The 16,173-nt window shown below is 68.4% G+C and carries 16 protein-coding genes and 2 tRNA genes; 7 read left to right on the top strand and 11 right to left on the bottom strand.

The genetic code is table 11. From position 1 onward, the window contains the following. The first annotated feature begins 3 nt into the window (after nt 1-3). The gene (locus HDA44_RS13815; RefSeq protein ID WP_184834431.1) at nt 4-1,245 is read left to right on the top strand and encodes an NAD(P)/FAD-dependent oxidoreductase; all 1,242 of its coding nucleotides are present in this window, start codon (nt 4-6) and stop codon (nt 1,243-1,245) included. Between the two features lie 42 nt (nt 1,246-1,287). Here the strand turns inward: HDA44_RS13815 and HDA44_RS13810 are convergent, their stop codons facing one another. After that, nucleotides 1,288-2,982 carry a glycoside hydrolase family 99-like domain-containing protein gene (locus HDA44_RS13810; RefSeq protein ID WP_184834429.1) on the bottom strand — a complete coding sequence of 565 codons (1,695 nt, stop codon included), beginning with the start codon at nt 2,980-2,982 and terminating at the stop codon, nt 1,288-1,290. 62 nt (nt 2,983-3,044) lie between these two features. On the opposite strand from HDA44_RS13810, the gene dnaG reads away from it, so the two are divergent. Then, the gene (dnaG, locus tag HDA44_RS13805) at nt 3,045-5,000 is read left to right on the top strand and encodes a DNA primase (protein ID WP_184834427.1); all 1,956 of its coding nucleotides are present in this window, start codon (nt 3,045-3,047) and stop codon (nt 4,998-5,000) included. A gap of 25 nt (nt 5,001-5,025) precedes the next feature. On the opposite strand, the gene HDA44_RS13800 is transcribed toward dnaG, so the two are convergent. Next, a complete protein-coding gene (locus tag HDA44_RS13800; protein ID WP_184834425.1) occupies nt 5,026-5,631 on the bottom strand; it encodes a TetR family transcriptional regulator in 606 nt (201 codons plus the stop codon). Between the two features lie 84 nt (nt 5,632-5,715). On the opposite strand from HDA44_RS13800, the gene HDA44_RS13795 reads away from it, so the two are divergent. After that, the gene (locus HDA44_RS13795; RefSeq protein ID WP_184834422.1) at nt 5,716-6,840 is read left to right on the top strand and encodes an FAD-dependent oxidoreductase; all 1,125 of its coding nucleotides are present in this window, start codon (nt 5,716-5,718) and stop codon (nt 6,838-6,840) included. Nucleotides 6,841-6,854: 14 nt separating this feature from the next. On the opposite strand, the gene gdhA is transcribed toward HDA44_RS13795, so the two are convergent. Both gdhA and HDA44_RS13785 read right to left on the bottom strand, forming a co-directional pair. Continuing rightward, the gene (gene gdhA, locus HDA44_RS13790) at nt 6,855-8,216 is read right to left on the bottom strand and encodes an NADP-specific glutamate dehydrogenase (RefSeq protein ID WP_184834420.1); all 1,362 of its coding nucleotides are present in this window, start codon (nt 8,214-8,216) and stop codon (nt 6,855-6,857) included. Between the two features lie 54 nt (nt 8,217-8,270). After that, entirely contained in the window at nt 8,271-8,855 is a 585-nt protein-coding gene (locus tag HDA44_RS13785) for a TetR/AcrR family transcriptional regulator (RefSeq protein ID WP_202887350.1), read from the bottom strand. A gap of 54 nt (nt 8,856-8,909) precedes the next feature. On the opposite strand from HDA44_RS13785, the gene HDA44_RS13780 reads away from it, so the two are divergent. Next, the gene (locus tag HDA44_RS13780) at nt 8,910-10,358 is read left to right on the top strand and encodes an MFS transporter (protein ID WP_337905958.1); all 1,449 of its coding nucleotides are present in this window, start codon (nt 8,910-8,912) and stop codon (nt 10,356-10,358) included. Here HDA44_RS13780 and HDA44_RS13775 read toward each other — a convergent pair. Together HDA44_RS13775 and HDA44_RS13770 are read right to left on the bottom strand one after the other, a co-directional pair. Beyond that, a tRNA-Ile gene (locus tag HDA44_RS13775) sits at nt 10,356-10,429 on the bottom strand. The genes HDA44_RS13780 and HDA44_RS13775 overlap by 3 nt on opposite strands. Nucleotides 10,430-10,478: 49 nt before the next feature. Further along, nucleotides 10,479-11,180, bottom strand: coding sequence for an NAD(P)H-binding protein (locus HDA44_RS13770; protein WP_184834418.1), 702 nt, complete (start codon nt 11,178-11,180; stop codon nt 10,479-10,481). Between the two features lie 81 nt (nt 11,181-11,261). Between HDA44_RS13770 and HDA44_RS13765 the strand changes: the two genes are divergently transcribed. Beyond that, entirely contained in the window at nt 11,262-11,900 is a 639-nt protein-coding gene (locus HDA44_RS13765; protein ID WP_184834416.1) for a TetR/AcrR family transcriptional regulator, read from the top strand. Here HDA44_RS13765 and HDA44_RS13760 read toward each other — a convergent pair. After that, nucleotides 11,888-12,241 carry a DoxX family protein gene (locus tag HDA44_RS13760; RefSeq protein ID WP_184834414.1) on the bottom strand — a complete coding sequence of 118 codons (354 nt, stop codon included), beginning with the start codon at nt 12,239-12,241 and terminating at the stop codon, nt 11,888-11,890. The two genes, HDA44_RS13765 and HDA44_RS13760, sit on opposite strands and share 13 nt — an antisense overlap. 156 nt (nt 12,242-12,397) lie before the next feature. Here HDA44_RS13760 and HDA44_RS13755 point away from each other — a divergent pair, with 156 nt between their 5' ends. Then, nucleotides 12,398-12,535, top strand: a complete 138-nt coding sequence (locus HDA44_RS13755; protein WP_184834412.1) for a hypothetical protein — start codon at nt 12,398-12,400, stop codon at nt 12,533-12,535. Nucleotides 12,536-12,702: 167 nt separating this feature from the next. On the opposite strand, the gene HDA44_RS13750 is transcribed toward HDA44_RS13755, so the two are convergent. The 4 genes from HDA44_RS13750 to HDA44_RS13735 form a co-directional block, all read right to left on the bottom strand. After that, nucleotides 12,703-12,775 (bottom strand) — tRNA-Asn (locus tag HDA44_RS13750). Between the two features lie 103 nt (nt 12,776-12,878). After that, nucleotides 12,879-13,418: a hypothetical protein gene (locus HDA44_RS13745; protein ID WP_184834410.1), complete on the bottom strand. Its 540-nt coding sequence runs from the start codon at nt 13,416-13,418 to the stop codon at nt 12,879-12,881. Between the two features lie 33 nt (nt 13,419-13,451). Next, on the bottom strand, nt 13,452-14,336 hold the full coding sequence (locus HDA44_RS13740) for a sigma-70 family RNA polymerase sigma factor (RefSeq protein WP_184834408.1): 885 nt from the start codon (nt 14,334-14,336) through the stop codon (nt 13,452-13,454). Nucleotides 14,337-14,435: 99 nt separating this feature from the next. Further along, the gene (locus HDA44_RS13735; RefSeq protein ID WP_184834406.1) at nt 14,436-14,888 is read right to left on the bottom strand and encodes a MarR family winged helix-turn-helix transcriptional regulator; all 453 of its coding nucleotides are present in this window, start codon (nt 14,886-14,888) and stop codon (nt 14,436-14,438) included. Between the two features lie 82 nt (nt 14,889-14,970). On the opposite strand from HDA44_RS13735, the gene HDA44_RS13730 reads away from it, so the two are divergent. After that, a complete protein-coding gene (locus tag HDA44_RS13730; RefSeq protein WP_184834404.1) occupies nt 14,971-16,164 on the top strand; it encodes an FAD-dependent oxidoreductase in 1,194 nt (397 codons plus the stop codon). Nucleotides 16,165-16,173 lie beyond the last annotated feature (9 nt).

Below are 16,173 nucleotides of genomic sequence, written 5' to 3'. Positions count from 1 at the left end.
GGCATGGCTGATGCAGAGCAGATCGTGATTGTCGGCGCGAGCCTCGCGGGTGCGACCGCCGCCGGGACCCTGCGGGAGAACGGCTGGACCGGTGCCATCGTGCTGATCGGCAGTGAGCAGTCGTTGCCGTACGAGCGGCCGCCGCTGTCGAAGGGCGTCCTGCTGGGCAAGGACACGACCGAGTCCGCGCAGGTGCACGATCAGCAGTGGTACGACGACAACTCCATCGACCTCCGCCTCGGCACGACCGCGACCGCGATCGATCCGACCGGTCATACGGTCACGCTCGACGACGGCACGCGGGTCCCGTACACGAAGCTGTTGATCGCCACCGGGAGCCGCGTCCGCGAGCTCGACGTGCCCGGCGCCAAGCTGCCGGGCGTGCACTACCTGCGGACCGCCGAGGAGGCGCAAGCGCTGACCGACGCGTACGCCGCGAAGCCGCGCGTCGTCGTGGTCGGCGCGGGCTGGATCGGCTTGGAGGCGGCGTCGGCGGCACGCGAACGCGGCTGCGAGGTGACGGTCGTCGAGCCCCAGGCGACCGCGCTCGCGTCGGTGCTTGGCGAGAAGGTCGGTGAGCTGTTCGCCGACTTCCAGCGGCAGCACGGCGTGCAGTTCCGTTTCGGCACCGGCGTGGAAGGTTTCGAGGGCACCGGCAAGGTCACTGGCGTACGGGTTTCCGGCGGCGAGGTGCTTCCCGCGGACCTGGTGGTGGTCGGCGTCGGCGTCCGGCCGAACACCGAGCTCGCCGAGGAAGCCGGCGTCGAGGTCGCGACCCCGTCGAACGGATCCGGCATCGTCACCGGTCCGGACCTGCAGACCTCGGTGGCCGGCATCTGGGCCGCCGGTGACGTGGTCCGCTGGGACCACCCGCTGTTCAACCGGCTGGTCCGCGTCGAGCACTGGCAGAACGCGAAGGACACCGGCGCGGCCGCGGCGAAGTCGATGCTCGGCCAGGACGTCGCGCACGACGCGCTGCCGTTCTTCTTCACCGACCAGTTCGACCTCGGCATGGAGTACGCCGGGGACATCCCGCACGGCGCGTCGACCGAGGTGGTGCTGCGCGGCGACCCGAAGTCCGGCGCGTACCTGGCGTTCTGGCTGGACGCCGATCAGCACGTGCTGGCCGGCATGCACGTCAACACCTGGGGCGCGATCGACGGCATCCAGGACCTGATCCGCTCCGGCAAGCAGGTCGACCCGGCCCGCCTCGCCGACCCCGCCGTGGAGCTCAGCGAGGTCTAGAACATGTTGGGTGGGCATGCTCGCGACATGCCCACCGCAGACTCAGCTCGGCGGGGTGCCCTGCGGGCTGGCGACGCAGCCCGGTCCCTGCAAGGACAGCTCGCTGTGCAGGATGTTCAGGTACGCGCACCCGTCCCGCTCGTTCGGCTCGATGATGCCGCCCTCGTGCCACTCGTTCCACGCGTACAGGAACAGGTAGTTGTCAACAATCGACGGCCGGGTCGAGGTGGCCATGTCAGCAGCCGCGTTCCGGACCGCTGTCCGGTACCCGTCCAGCGACTGGTCCGGCATCCAGCGGATCGCCTTCACATCGGTCGTCTCGATCGGGTACCGCGGGCGTTCGTCGAAGTCGGACAGTACGCATCGCCCGTACGCGGCCGGAGCCTGGTTGTAGAAAGCGCGCTGGCCCTTCAGGTATGTCGTGTACGAACGGCTCTCGACCGCCGGACCGTCAGTGGTGCAGTACGGCGCGTCCGCACCGGCGTTGCCGACCTGCTTCGGGTCGAAGCCGGCCTGGTTGATCATCACGTAGATGTCCTCGCCGAGCTGGCCGCGTGCCTTCGCCCGGACCGTGTCCACGAACTGCTTGACCTGTGCGTTGCTCCCGTCGCCGAGACCGCGCGCGTCGCAGATGTTGAGGATCTTCCGGCCGTCGTTCGTCCGCAGGGTGTTGTCCTGCCGCAGGTAGCGCATCAGGTTCGTGGCGACCGCGTCGTACTGCGTGGCCGGGATCTTGAGTTGGTCGTACGGATGCGCGCAGACGCCGACGGTGAAGTCGATGCTCTCCCGGTTCCGCGCCTGCAGGAACGCGTTCAGCGAATCGGCGGTGACGGTCTGGGCCTGCTTCGTGTTGTCCCAGTACCAGTAGAAGTTGAAGAAGCTCAGCCCGGCCGACGTCGCCTGGGTGATGTGCTTCTCCAGCGTCTCCGGCTTCGAGTCGTCGTAGTAGCCGATCGACGGCTTCAGGTACGACCAGTCCTCGCCAGGCCAGTTGTCGGTCGCATAGTGGGTGCCGTCGTGGAAGTCGCGGACACCTCCCCACCAGTCGTTGTCGCGGCCGTAGATCTCCTTGGTCCGGGCGATGATGGTCCCGTGGCCGTGGGTGTTGAACATGCCGAAGTACACCGCGCCGGCGCGTACCCAGTTCTGGTACACGTACCCGACTGGGCCGTCCAGCTTGTAGCCGGCCTTCAGTAGCTCGTCGGTCTTTGCCGCTAGCGCGAGCCGCCACTCCTTACCGTTGGTGAAGCGGCGCAGCTCGACCAGACCGGCGCCTGGCTTGGTGGCTACGTACCCTGCTGTTCCTTCCAGAACCCAGTGCTGCGCGACGAGTGCATCTCGTTCCTGGGTGGAGCTGGTGAACAGCCAGCTGCTAGCGGTCGCGGAGGGCTTCAGGCGGTACAGGGCGGTCCAACCGGTCTTGGCTGATCGGCCGATGAAGCCGGTGGTGCCTGGCTGCCGCTTGAAACCGGCTGCTGTTGCCGAAGCGAGCTCGCGTGGGTCAGCCGTGTACAGGCGGCCGGTGCCGCTCGCTGCCACCAGCTCCACGAACGGCGCCGGCTGCGCGGGCCGACTCACCGCCTGCGCCTCGACCGACTGCGCTGTGGCCGGCGCCTGCGCCCCGGCCGACGCCGGCGCCGCGGCAGGTGGTTTCTGGTCCGCGAGGACCGGGCCGGCAGTCAGTACGGCTCCGATCACGGCGGCACTCAGTGCGAGCAGTCCGGCAGCGCGACGCATCAGATATCCCCAGTTCGTCGTCCGGTGGGCGGAAGGCTTGCCGATGATCGTAGACTCGCGGGGTGGCAGGCCGGATCAAGGAAGAGGACATCGCGCTGGTGCGCGAGCGAGCCCGGATCGACGACGTCGTCGGTTCGTACGTGACCTTGAAGAACGCCGGCGGTGGCAACCTGAAGGGCCTCTGCCCGTTCCACGACGAGAAGTCGCCGTCGTTCAACGTCACCCCGGCCCGCGGCTTCTTCTACTGCTTCGGCTGCCAAGAGGGCGGCGACGTGATCGACTTCATCCAGAAGATCGATCAGATCACCTTCTCCGAGGCGGTCGAGACGCTGGCCGCCAAGGTCGGCATCCTGCTCCGGTACGACGAGTCCGGCGCGCCCGTGCAGCGCGGACCGGGCAACCAGCGGCCGCGCCTGGTCGAAGCGCACAAGGTCGCGGCGGAGTACTACGTCGACAATCTGTTCGGTGCCGCCGAGGCGTCGATCGGCCGGCAGTTCCTGGACAAGCGCGGTTTCGACAAGGACGCCGCCGTGCATTTCGGGGTCGGTTTCGCGCCGCGTGGTGGCGAGGCGCTCATCAATCACCTGCGCGGGCGCGGGTTCAGTACCGCGGAGCTGGTCGCGTCCGGACTGGCCGCGGAGGGCCAGCGCGGTTTGTACGACCGGTTCCGCGGCCGGCTGATGTGGCCGATCCGGGACGCGTCGTCGGATGTGATCGGCTTCGGCGCGCGGCGGCTGTTCGACGACGACCGGATCGAAGCCAAGTACCTGAACACGCCCGAAACCCCGATCTACAAGAAGTCCAAGGTGCTGTACGGCGTGGACCTCGCCCGCCGCGAGATTGCCAAGGGCCGGCAGGCCGTCGTGGTCGAGGGCTACACCGATGTGATGGCGTGTCACTTGGCCGGTGTGCAAACCGCGGTCGCCACCTGCGGTACGTCGTTCGGCGAGGACCACGCCCGCGTGCTGCGCCAGCTGCTGCTCGACCACGATCAGTTCCGCGGCGAGGTGATCTTCACCTTCGACGGTGACGAGGCCGGTCAGCGGGCCGCGCTGAAGGCGTTCGCGGGCGATCAGGCGTTCGCCGCGCAGACGTACGTCGCGGTCGAGCCGGACGGTCTGGACCCGTGCGACCTGCGGCTGCAGAAGGGTGACGCGGCGGTCCGCGAGCTGATCGGGCGGCGCGTTCCGCTGTACCGGTTCGTGCTCGGGAACGTGCTGCTCAAGTACGACCTGGACCGCGCGGACACCCGGGTCGACGCGCTCCGCGAGGCAGCCAAGCTGGTGATCAGCATCCGGGACCGGTCGAAGGTGGACGCGTTCACCCGGGAGCTGGCCGGGCAGCTGGGCATGGAGGTCGACCAGGTGCGCTCCGAGGTGCACCGGGCCGCGGCCCGTCAGCCCGCCGTCGACCGGGGCGGGCGCCAAGCGCCGGGCGGCCCCGGCGGACAGGGCGGTCCAGGTGGTTCGGCGGGTCGTGGTGGAGTGGCGGCCGGCGACGGTGGCCCGGTCCCGGCGCCGCGCGCGGAGATTCCCTCGCCGCGGGATCAGCGGTTCACGATCGAGTGGGACGCGCTGAAGGTCGCGATGCAGCACCCGGCGCTGGTCGGGGTCGCGTTCGACGAGCTCGACGACCACGACTTCACGCACCCGTGGCTGGCCGCGATCCGCGCCGCGATGGCGAAGGTCGGTGGTCCCTCGGCGGCCGCTCCGGGCGAGGCATGGGTGGTCGCCGTACGCGATGCCGTCGGCAACGACCCGGCCGCCGCGGTGGTCGGCGCGCTGGCGGTCGACCCGCTCCGCCTCGGCCGTGAACCCGACGAGCAGTACGCGCATGCGCTGATGGCCCGGGTCCAGGAGCTGACCTGCGCGCGGCGGATCCAGGACCTGAAATCGAAACTGCAGCGGACCAATCCGATCGATCGCGCGGACGAGTACAACCGGATGTTCGGCGAACTGATCGCGCTCGAGGCGTACAAGGCCGAGCTCCGCAACCGGGCGATCTCCGGCGCGCTCTGACCTACCGAAGCCGTCGCGCCTTTCGTTACCTGCGTTCGGCGAGCAGGGCGACCAGCTTGGCGACCTCGTCCGCGTACTTGGTCGCGAACTCATCGCTGTCCGGATCGAGGCCTAGCGCGCGGGCGATCTGCGGGAACACCATTGGCGCCGCGGACAGCCCGAAAAGGGCAAGACCGGCATACGCCGGATCCAGGTCGGCCACGAGCTCGCCTTCGGTCTGGCGGCGGCGGAAGTCGGCGAGCATGCCCTGGAACCGTTCGTGCTGCGCGTCCTGGTCGTTCCCGGCCGTGTCCCGGTCGACGCCTTCGCGGATCAGCAGCCGGAGCATGTCCGGTTGCTTGATCGTCGCCCGCGCGTACGCCCCGACCACCTCGCCGAGGGTGTGCGCGTCGGAGATGATGTCCGGCTCGGTGGCCCGCCAGCTGTCGGCGACCGCGCGGTACAGGCCTTCCTTGCCGCCGAAGTAGTACGAGATCAATTGCTTGTTGACGCCGGCCCGGGTCGCGATCTCGCTGACCCGCGCGCCGCTGAACCCGTGCGCGCCGAACTCGATGACCGCCGCGTCCAGCAGCTGTTGCTTGCTGCGCTCGGCGTCGCGCCGCCGCTCGGCCGGTTCCGGTGATCTCCGCACGACGTCATCCTAGCGGACTGCCATCCGGTGTGCTAACTTAATCATCCAGACGGTTGATACGGTTTCACGGATGGATGATTGGGGATGGCGATGAAGGTAGCGATCATCGGTGCGGGGATCGGCGGGCTGACACTCGCGCACGGGCTGCTCAAGGCGGGCGTCGACGTGCGGTTGTTCGAGCGGGATCCGTCGCCGCGGCATCGCAACCAGGGGTACCGGATTCACATCAGCCCGGTGGGTGAGGAGGCACTGGCGGCGACGCTGCCCGACGCCGTACGCCGCCGGGTGATCGCGACGGCGACGCGGCCGGGTGACCTGGTCGCGGGGTTCGACTCACAGCTGAACAAGCAGTTCGAGCAGGTGTTCCCGGTGGCGGGTCCGGATGCGGTGACGTCGGTGGATCGGTACGCGTTCCGGCGCGCGTTGATGACCGGGCTGGACGACGTGATCGAGTTCGGCAAGCAGTTCGACTCGTACGAGGAGACGTCGTCGTCGGTCGAGATCGCCTTCGCGGACGGGAGTTCGACTGAAGCCGACGTGCTCGTCGGCGCGGACGGGGTCGGCTCGCGCGTACGCGGCCAGTTGCTGCCGGAGCTCGACGTGCTGGACATCGGGGTGCGGTGCATTTACGGGAAGGTGCCGTTGACGGACGCGGTTCGTGCGGTTGCGCCGGAAGCGTTTCTGCGTGGGTTCTGTTTTGCCAGTGATGGTGCGGGGACCGGGGTTGCTTTCGGTCCGGTGATGTTCCGGGAGCCGCCGGAGGAGTACGGCGACTATCTGATGGCGGTGCTGACCGGGACGAACTCGGTGCTCGGCGCGTCGGATGAGGAGCTCTTCGGGATGGGTCCGGCCGAGCTGTGGGCGATCGTGACGCGGTCGGTGGCCGACTGGCATCCGTCGATCCGCTTGCTGATCGCCGCCGGGGAGGCGTCGGCGGCGTTCCCCATCACGCTCCGCACCTGCGTCACGGTCCCAACCTGGCAGTCGTCCCGCGTGACATTGCTCGGCGACGCCGTACATCCGATGACCCCCGCCGCCGGCGCGGGCGCCAACACCGCATTGTGGGATGCTGCCCGCCTCACCCAGGCCCTGACCTCAGCCGAGGACCTGGCCGCCTACCAGCACGACGTAGTGGCGAACGGCCAGAAGATCGTCACCGAGTCCCTCCACAACGCCGAACGCCTGTTCAACGTCTCCATCCCGGTCTGAGCTCCGTGTCGCGGTCAGATGACGCCGAGGGCGAGCATGGCGTTGGCTACCTGGACGAAGCTGGAGATGTTGGCGCCGGCCACATAGTTGCCTGGGGCACCGTATTCCTCGGCGGCGGTGGCGCAGCGGGTGTGGACGTCGACCATGATCTGGTCCAGGCGGGCCTCGGTGTGGTCGAAGTGCCAGGAGTCGCGGGACGCGTTCTGCTGCATTTCCAGCGCGCTCGTCGCGACACCACCGGCATTGGCGGCCTTGCCCGGCGCGAAAAGTACGCCGCGCTCCCGCCAAACCGCGACCGCTTCCGGCGTACATGGCATGTTCGCGCCTTCGGCGACCGCGAGTACGCCGTTGTCGGCCAGCGTGCGAGCAGCGGCGCCGTCCAGCTCGTTCTGAGTGGCGCAGGGGAGCGCCACCTCGCAGGCGACGTCCCACACCGAGCCGTCGGTGTGATGCGTCGCCTTCGGGCGCTGGTCGGCGTAGTCGGCGACCCGGCCGCGCTCGACCACCTTGATCTGTCGCAACAGCTCGAGGTCGAGGCCGTCCTCGTCGACGACATAGCCGTTCGAGTCGGAGCATGCGACCACCTCGGCGCCCAGCTCCTGCGCCTTCTGCGCCGCGTGGATCGCCACATTGCCCGAGCCGGACACGATCACGCGACGCCCGGCCAGTTCCAGGCCCTTCGTCGCCAGCATCTCGCGGGTGAAGAACACCGCGCCGTACCCGGTCGCCTCGGTGCGTACCTGACTGCCGCCGTACGCGAGGCCCTTCCCGGTCAGCACCCCAGACTCGTACCGGTTGGTGATGCGCTTGTACTGCCCGAACAGATACCCGATCTCACGCCCGCCGACGCCGATGTCACCGGCCGGTACGTCGGTGTACTCGCCGATGTGCCGGTACAGCTCGGTCATGAACGACTGGCAGAAGCGCATGATCTCCGCGTCGCTCTTGCCCTTCGGGTCGAAGTCCGACCCGCCCTTGCCGCCACCGATCGGCAGCCCGGTCAGCGCGTTCTTGAAGATCTGCTCGAACCCGAGGAACTTCACGATCGAAAGGTTCACCGACGGGTGGAACCGCAGCCCGCCCTTGTACGGCCCGAGCGCCGAGTTGAATTCGACCCGGAACCCACGGTTGATCCGTACCCGCCCGCCGTCGTCGGTCCACGGCACCCGGAAGATGACCTGCCGCTCCGGCTCACACAACCGCTCGATCACCGCGCCGGCCGCGTACTCCGGGTGCTTCCCGACCACCGGCGCCAACGACTCCAGCACCTCACGAACCGCCTGATGAAACTCACTCTCACCAGGATTCCGCGCCAGCACCACCCCGAACGCGGCATCCAGGTGTTTCTCCAGAGCAGGCGTCTGCGTATCAACCATGCCGCGAGAATACGAAACCGCTGCGTCCGCCCACACCAGCGGGTCGGGGCGAGCCTAGTCGGCTGTGCCGTCGATGACGGCCTGCAACGCCGGCCGGAGGATCTCTTCGACGTCCTGGCGGTCGGCGGCGGCGAGGACGGGATCCTGGAGAAGGTACCGGGTGATCGTCACGCCGAGGGTGCAGGCGTTCAGGACCGCGGCGCGAAGCTCGCTGTCGTCGCCGCCGATCGTCGCGGCGACGGCTGCCTGGGCCGGCGCCATGACTTGATCGCGGAGCACCTCCCCTGCCGCGGGATGGGTGAGGCAACTACGCAGGAGCGTCGCGGCCTCACCGCGGCGCTCGGGGTCCTCGAACTCCGCGAACAGGTGCGCGGCGGCAGCCCGCGCCAGGTCGCCGGCCGTCGCGTTCGTCAACGCGCCGAGCTCGGCCCCGGACGCGGCGGCGGCCGAAAACAGCCGCTCCTTGCTGCCGAACAACTGCATCACCAACGCAGGGTCGATGCCCGCTTCGCCGGCCACTCCGCGGATGCTGGTCCGCTCGTACCCCAACTCGCCGAACTGACGGCGCGCGGCCGTCAGAATCGCTGCCTCCGTGCGCTGTCGCCGCTCGGCCCGTGACAGCGGTCCGTCGTCCACCATGGCTTCACTCTACATGCGTTGACCGAGTGATTGCTTTGGCTCTACGCTCGTTGAGTGAATACATTGCGGACTTCAAGAACGAGCCCGTCAGGCCAGTACCGGCTGAGCCCGCGCGCCGCGGTCGTGCTGGGCGTGCTGTCGGGAAGCCAGTTGCTGATCGTGGTGGACGCCACAATCGTCAATGTCGCACTGGGTCCGATCCGCGCCGGGCTGGGATTCAGTGCGGCGCAACTGCAGTGGGTGATCACCGCGTACACGCTGGCGTTCGGTGGGTTGCTGCTGGTCGGCGGCAAGGTCGCGGACCGGTTCGGTCACCGCCGGATGTTCCTGCTCGGCGCGGTCGCGTTCGGTGTCGCGTCGCTGGCAGGTGGCGCGGCCGGGCACCAGTTGGTTCTGGTCGGGGCGAGGGCTGTTCAAGGCGCGGGTGCGGCGCTGATGGCGCCGGCGGCGATGGCATTGGTGATGGATGTGTTCGCGCCAGGCAAGGGGCGGACGCTCGCGTTCGGGATCTGGGCTGGCGTGACCGCCGGAGGTACCGCGCTCGGTTCGGTAGTGGGCGGGGTGTTGACCGAGGTGAGTTCGTGGCGCTGGGTGTTGTGGATCAACGTGCCGATCGTTGCCGTCGTGATCGTCCTCGGTCTGCTGGTGTTGCCGCCGGCGCGAGGGGTGCGCGGCTCGGCGATCGATCTGGCCGGTGCGGCGACGGCCACTGGCGGTCTGACACTGCTGGTGTTCGGCCTGATCAGAGCATCAGAGCACGGCTGGAATGCGGCCACCGTTCTCGTTCTGCTGGTCGCTGTGGCGCTGCTGGTGGTTTTCGTGGTTCTGCAGGTCACTCGCCGGGCCAAGCTTGTACCAGCCGGCGTCCTGGGCAGCCGGACAGTTGTCGCCGCGGACATCGCCGGGTTGATCCTCGGCGTGGCGATTTATGCACTGTTCTTCTTCGTCAGCCTCTTCTTGTCCACGGTGCAGGGCAGGGACCCGGTATATGTCGGTCTTGCGTTCGTTCCGATGACCGCCGCGATCGCTGTCGCGGCACGGATTTCCGGCGCGCTGGCCGAACGGGTCAGGCCTGGCCGGCTGTCAGCGGCCGGCGTGGCGCTGGTGGCGATTGGCTTGGCGCTGCTGGCCAGGATTGAACCGGCGTCCGGCTATGCCACGATCTTGCTGCCCGGTCTGGTCGTTGCGGGCTTCGGGCTGGGGCTGACGTTCGTTCCGCTCACCGCGGCCGCGATGTCCAGCGCTGGTCCCGCCGACTCCGGTATCGCCTCAGCGCTGTTCAACGCCGCGCAGCAGATAGGTGGGGCCTTGGGTCTAGCGGTCCTGACCACGATCAGCACCTCCGTAGCGACCTCGGACTCGCCGGAAGCAGCCACGCATGGCTGGAGCGCAGCACTACTCGCCGCGACCGCCCTCACCATCGCCGCCGCCGCAATGCTCCCCGCTCTGATCATGCCCAGCCGGCCAGCAGATCACGCGCTGTACAGGAAGGGACTGGAGTAGGGCGGACGGGACTCGAACCCGTGACCAAGGAATTATGAGTTCCGTGCTCTAACCAGCTGAGCTACCGCCCCGTGTGCGGGTGATCGTAGCTGGTTGGGGGTGTTGGGGTGGAATCGTGGGTCAGGACTTGGGGCCGAGGCGGAGGGCTTCCTTGAGGAATACGCGGTAGACGCTGGGGGTGTTTTCGGTGGTGATGACCTCCATGACGGCGCGTGGGTGGGTTGGAGCGGTGGCTTCGTTGAGGAGGGCGTCGGCCAGGTCGCGGCGGGACGTGAAGCGGCCGATCAGCTGGGGTGCGCCGACGGTGTACTTGGTGATGCGGTCGCCGTCGAAGAGGCCGGAAGGGCGGAGGACCGTCCAGTTCAGGTTGGTGGCGGCGAGGAGCTGCTCCAGGCGGGCGGCGTCCTCGTAGAGCGGGCGGCCCATTTTGAGCAGCATCGGGATGACGACCTTGCGATAGACGAGCGTCTCGCCGGGCGGAGGTTTCATCGGTACGCCGGTCGACGTCACGCACACCAGGCGCTGGATGCCGTGTGCGGTCATCGCCTTGACGATGTGGGCGCCGGCTTCGGAAAGGGTGGTCGGGGCCTCGGAGCCGTACGGGACGCCGAGCGTCGAGATGACCGCGTCGTGCCCGGCGACCACTCGGTGTACGGCGTCGGGGTCGAGGGCGTCCGCCTTCGTGACGGTCAGCGCGTCGTCAGTGAGTGGGAACGTCTCGGGGTGCCGGGTGATTGCGGTGACGGTGTGGCCCTCGGCGAGTGCCTGGGCGGTGGTGAGACGTCCGGTCGGGCCGTTGGCCCCGAAGATCACGAGCTTCACTTGCCTGCCTCTCGATGAATTCTTACGCTGATCATATTCATTATAAGCAGCGTAAAGTGTCGAGCCGGTTAGGGTGCGGGCATGGGAGCAGAGGCGGAGCGCCGGCGGTACGACTCGATCCGCCGGACGGCGCAGGCGCTGCAGACCCGTGCGGAGATCGCCGATGCCGCGCGCAGGCTGTTCGTCAGCAACGGCTGGGCCGCCACCACCGTGCGCGACGTGGCGCGCGAGGCCGGTGTGTCCACCCCGACGGTCTACGCCGTGTACGGGAACAAGACCGGTCTTACGCAGGCGCTGGCCGACTCGGCGGACCTGTCCGGCGATCTGGATCGTCAGGTCGCCGAGCTGGAGGCTGCGAAGGGCAGTCCGGTGCTACAGCTCGCCGCGATGGCCGGATTCGACCGGCGGCTGTACGAGCGCGCCGCCGACGTCATCCTGCTTGTACGCGAGGCCGGCCGGGTCGAACCGGAGCTGGGCGCCGTGTACCGCGAAGGGCGCGGCAAAGCCGACCAGACCCGCGTCGCAGTGTTCTCCGCCTGGGCGAAGAACGTGCTGCGCGCGGGTCTGGACGTGATGTCAGCCGTGGACGTGTACGCGGGTCTGTGCAATGTGGATGTGTACCAGACCCTCACCGGCGAGCGCGGCTGGTCGCCTGACCGCGTGGAGCGGTGGTGGGCCGAGACGCTCGCGCGGGTGCTGCTGGCCGATCAGGTCCAGTGATAGAGCAGGTTGACTGCCAGCGCGGCGACTGAGGTGATGAAGAAGAACGCCCAATTGCCCAGCTTGCGGGAGCCGACTCTGAGGTGGGCGAGGAGCGCGCCGAGGAAGTACAGGACCAGGCTGTAGGCGGCGAGCAGTCCCAGCATCGGGAGCCAGAACCCACCGACCAGACCCAGCGCGCCGGCCGCGAGCAGCACGCCGAACACCGGCACCCAGGAGCGGGGCAGGCGTTTGATGTCCATCTGGGCTTTGGGGAACTCGTGGCCGATCAGGTAGACCACAGCCGCGCTGGCGTACAGCAGTGCGGCGAAGATCGTGACAGCGGCGTACGTGACGAACATTGACCCTCCGGGCAATCGATCGAACTCGCCCCTTCGACGAAACCGGAGCCGGTTTTGTCAGCCGCGCCGAAATCAGGGGTGGGTCAGGGGTTTGACTGAGGGGAAATTAGGTCTGACCAGGCATGATGGAGGCAGCTCCGGACGAAGGGAACCCCGATGGGCTGGTTCATTTTCCTGGTGATCGTGGTCGGCGCGATCGCGGCGTACAAGTACCGCGTGCCGCTGCTCGCGAAGCTCACCGGTCAGCCGCAACACCGCATCCAGCGAGCGATCGACCGGAAGAAAGGCAAGTAGGCCGGCGCGCTTCTGTACTCGCGTTGGGGGTTCCGCACTGGTGCAGCCAGCCGAACCCTCAACGCGGCGGGACAACCCGTCGCGACGGGTCGGGGACTGCCTGCTGCCGTGCCGCGACAGGTGAACACGAAAAAGCCGGGCTCCGTGTGGAGACCGGCTGTTGTTTGCTCCCGCGACTGGACTCGAACCAGTAACCTGCCGGTTAACAGCCGGCTGCTCTGCCAATTGAGCTACGCGGGATCAGGTGCTGCTTGGTGTCTCTTATTGCCTCTAACCCCGAGGACTTGAGTAGGTTAGCAGGACGGCGGCGAACTACAAAAACGAGATTCGGGTGGCTGTCGGATCAGATTCCGAACTCGTCGCGGACCTCCCGGAGGGCCGCCTCGGCGGCGTCCAGGACGCCGGGCTGTTCGGGCTCCAATCCCTTGTCCAGAACGAGGTTCCAGCTCACCGGGGCGTCGGTGGCGGCCGGGTTGCGGCGGCCGACGACGCGGACGCCGCGTTTGCCTGCCAGCGGAATGTGGCGCTGGATGACGATGCTCGCGTCGACGCGCTCGCGCAGCAGCTGACCGAACCGCGCGGGGTTCTCGACCTTGAGCTCGGTGGCGCGCAGCGGTGTCCCGAAGTCGGTGGTCTCGTACACGTGCAGGACGGAGGCCTCGGCGTCCCAGTTGGCGCGCTCGATCCGCTCCCAGCCGACCCGGCGGTCCGCGTCCGCCGAGTCCGACGGCAGGTACACCGCTGCCCGCGTGCCGGCCACCCAGCGCCCGTTGGTCAGCTGCACGGCGGCCAGGATGTCCTCCTTGCCACCGGTCTCGTGCCGAGCGGCCGCGGTCACGGCTTCGCTCAGCTCACGGGGCCAGGCGGTACGCAAAAGTCTCACAGTCACATCATTCCAGCCCCTCCAAGCAGGCCCTCAGGCGACGTAGTCGCGGAGTTGGGGGAGTGCTCGGCGGCGTAGCTGGCGGAGTGCTTCCCGTTCGAGTGTGCGGACGCGTTCTGGGGTCAGATCGAGCTGGGTGGCGGTCTCCTCAAGCGTGCAGGGGATGTGACCGTGCAGCCCGAACCGGTGCTGCACGACGGAGATGTGCAAGTCGTCGAGGAACTGCAGGTGGTGCGCGATGTCCCGGCGCAGCGCGGCGCGGAGCACGATCGGCTCGTCCTCGACGACCGGATCGGCCCCGTCGAGATCGAGCGTCTCGGGATGCATCCGCCACGCCTGCGCCCGCTCCACCCGCGCGACCGTCAGCCCGGTCGCCATCGCGAGCTCACGCGTACTCGGCTCGCGCCCGAGTTGCTGGGTGAGCTCGTGCCGGCTGGTCATCACCCGGGACGAGTCCGCGTACGCCTGCGCGGGCATCCGCACCAGCCTGGATCGATCCGAGATCGCTCTCCCGATCGACTGCCGGATCCACCAGATCGCGTACGTCGAGAACCGGTGCCCGAGCCGATGGTCGAACCGTTCGACCGCGCGCATCAAGCCGATGTTGCCCTCCTGGATCAGGTCAAGCAGTGAGATTCCTTTCCCGGAGTAGCGCCGCGCGAGCGACACCACCAGCCGTAGATTGCCTTCGATCATCCGCCGCCAGGAATCCTGTCCGAGCACGACCACCTGCCGCAGGTCGGCCGGGTCGTGCCGCCCCGGATCGCCGGACAACCGGTCCGCCGCGAGCACGCCCGCCTCGATCCAGTACGAGTGCTCGTTCACCTCTTCCGTCGTGAGTAGTTCGTGCTGCCCGATGTCGCGCAGGTACGCCACCAAAGCCGTCACGTCTGCCGGTTCACAGTCGAGCTCCGCCATCCGCGCTCCCCGCTCCTTCACATCTCCTTGCCCAAGAGAGTGCCGTGATCGGGCCCACGATTCCCCGGTGACTTTCGGAACTGTGGATAACCGCGCCGGTCAGTCGCCGAGATGCCGCCGGTTGATGTCCACGGCCGCGGTCATGAAGTTCACGCAGACCCGCAGGTCGTCGTCACTCAGCGACTCCAGGTACTCCCGCCACTCCGCGCCGATCCGCGCGTACAACGGCCCGACCCGGCGCTCGACCTCCGGAAGCACCGGCGAGACGACCACCCGTCGCCGGTCGGTCGCGCTGCGTTCCCGGCGGACGAAGCCGGCGCTTTCCAGCCGGTCGACCAGCTGCGTGATCCCGCCGCCCGCGCTGATCCCGGTCCGGCCGGCGAGCACACCAGGGGACGCCGGGCCGTCGTTGATCAGCATGCCGAGCGCCTGCAGGTCGCTGGCGGTCAGACCGGCCGCTCGGGCGACCGAGTCCTGATAGAGCACGGAGTAGGTCATGAAGTCGCGCATCAGGCGGGCGGAGTCGTCCAGCAGGGACTCCCGTTTGGTCATCGGTATCTCCTCACGATATTCTCTCGCTAAGTGAGAGAATACAGATACGAGCAATCGGATCGTCCACTCTAGAGGAGCGCGCATGCCCAAGGCCCTTGTCATCGGTGCCGGCGTCGCCGGACCCGCTGTCGCCACCCTGCTGACCCGGAGCGGCTGGGAGGCGCCGGTCTTCGAGGCACGCAGCGAGCCCGACCCGTTCGCGGGGCTGTTCCTGAACATCGCCGTCAACGGGCGCCGCGTGCTCTCGACGCTCGGGCTCGAGGAGCGGTTGCTGTCCGACGCGCACCCGGCGCCGAACATGGTGATGTGGAGCGGACGCGGCAAGCAGCTCGGAGTGGTCCCGAACGGTCCGGCCGAGCGTCCCGCCGACGGCGGCGTGGTGGTCCGTCGCTCCTGGCTGCACGAGGTCATCCGCGACGGCGCGGAGCAGGAAGGCGTCAAGCTCACGTACGGGCGCCGACTGGCTGAGGTCCATCAGCACGTGGGCGGTGTCACCGCGCGGTTCACGGACGGTACCGAGGAGGAGGGCGACGTCATCATCGGCGCGGACGGCATCGGGTCGGCCGTCCGCAAGTACGTCGCGCCGGACGTCGTACCGACCTTCACCGGGCTCTTGGGCAGTGGGGGATTCGCGCACGTGCCAGGTCTCGAACCGACGCCGGGCATTCAGCACTTCGTCTTCGGAGCGCGGTCCTTCTTCGGATACCTGGTCCGGGAGGACGGGACGGTGTTCTGGTTCGCGAACCTCACCGCCGATGCGCCGCCGGCCGACCGGAGTGGGCTGATCGGCAGTGGCGCGACGTCCGACGACTGGCTCGCGCGGCTGCGCGACCTGCACTCGGACGACCCGGCGCCGGTGCCGCAGATCCTGGCCGCGACCAAGGGCCCGGTGACGGTGTACCCGATCTTCCGGTTGCCGCGCGTGCAGCCGTGGTGGCACGACCGGGCGGTGCTGGTCGGCGACGCGGTGCACGCGACCAGTCCGTCGGCCGGACAGGGCGCGTCGATGGCACTGGAGGACGCGGTCGTACTCGCGAACCACCTGAGCGAGCCGAAGCGCGACTTCCAGGCGTACGAGGACGCGCGCCGGGACCGGGCCGAGAAGCTGGTCGCGTACGCGGCCGGAATCGACAAGCAGAAGCGGGTGTCGAAGTCCCGGCTGTCGGTCGCGATCCGGGACCTGATGCTGCCGATCTTCCTGCGCAAGGCCGGCGCGGACCACCGTAACGACTGGATCTTCGACTACGACGTCCCATTCCGCGGGGGCCGCGCGTAATCTTGCTCG

It is taken from the genome of Kribbella solani, from assembly GCF_014205295.1.
In the GTDB taxonomy this organism is placed as follows: domain Bacteria; phylum Actinomycetota; class Actinomycetes; order Propionibacteriales; family Kribbellaceae; genus Kribbella; species Kribbella solani.
The sequence above is the reverse complement of the archived record's forward strand: the minus strand, read 5'-3'. Positions and strand labels throughout refer to the sequence as shown.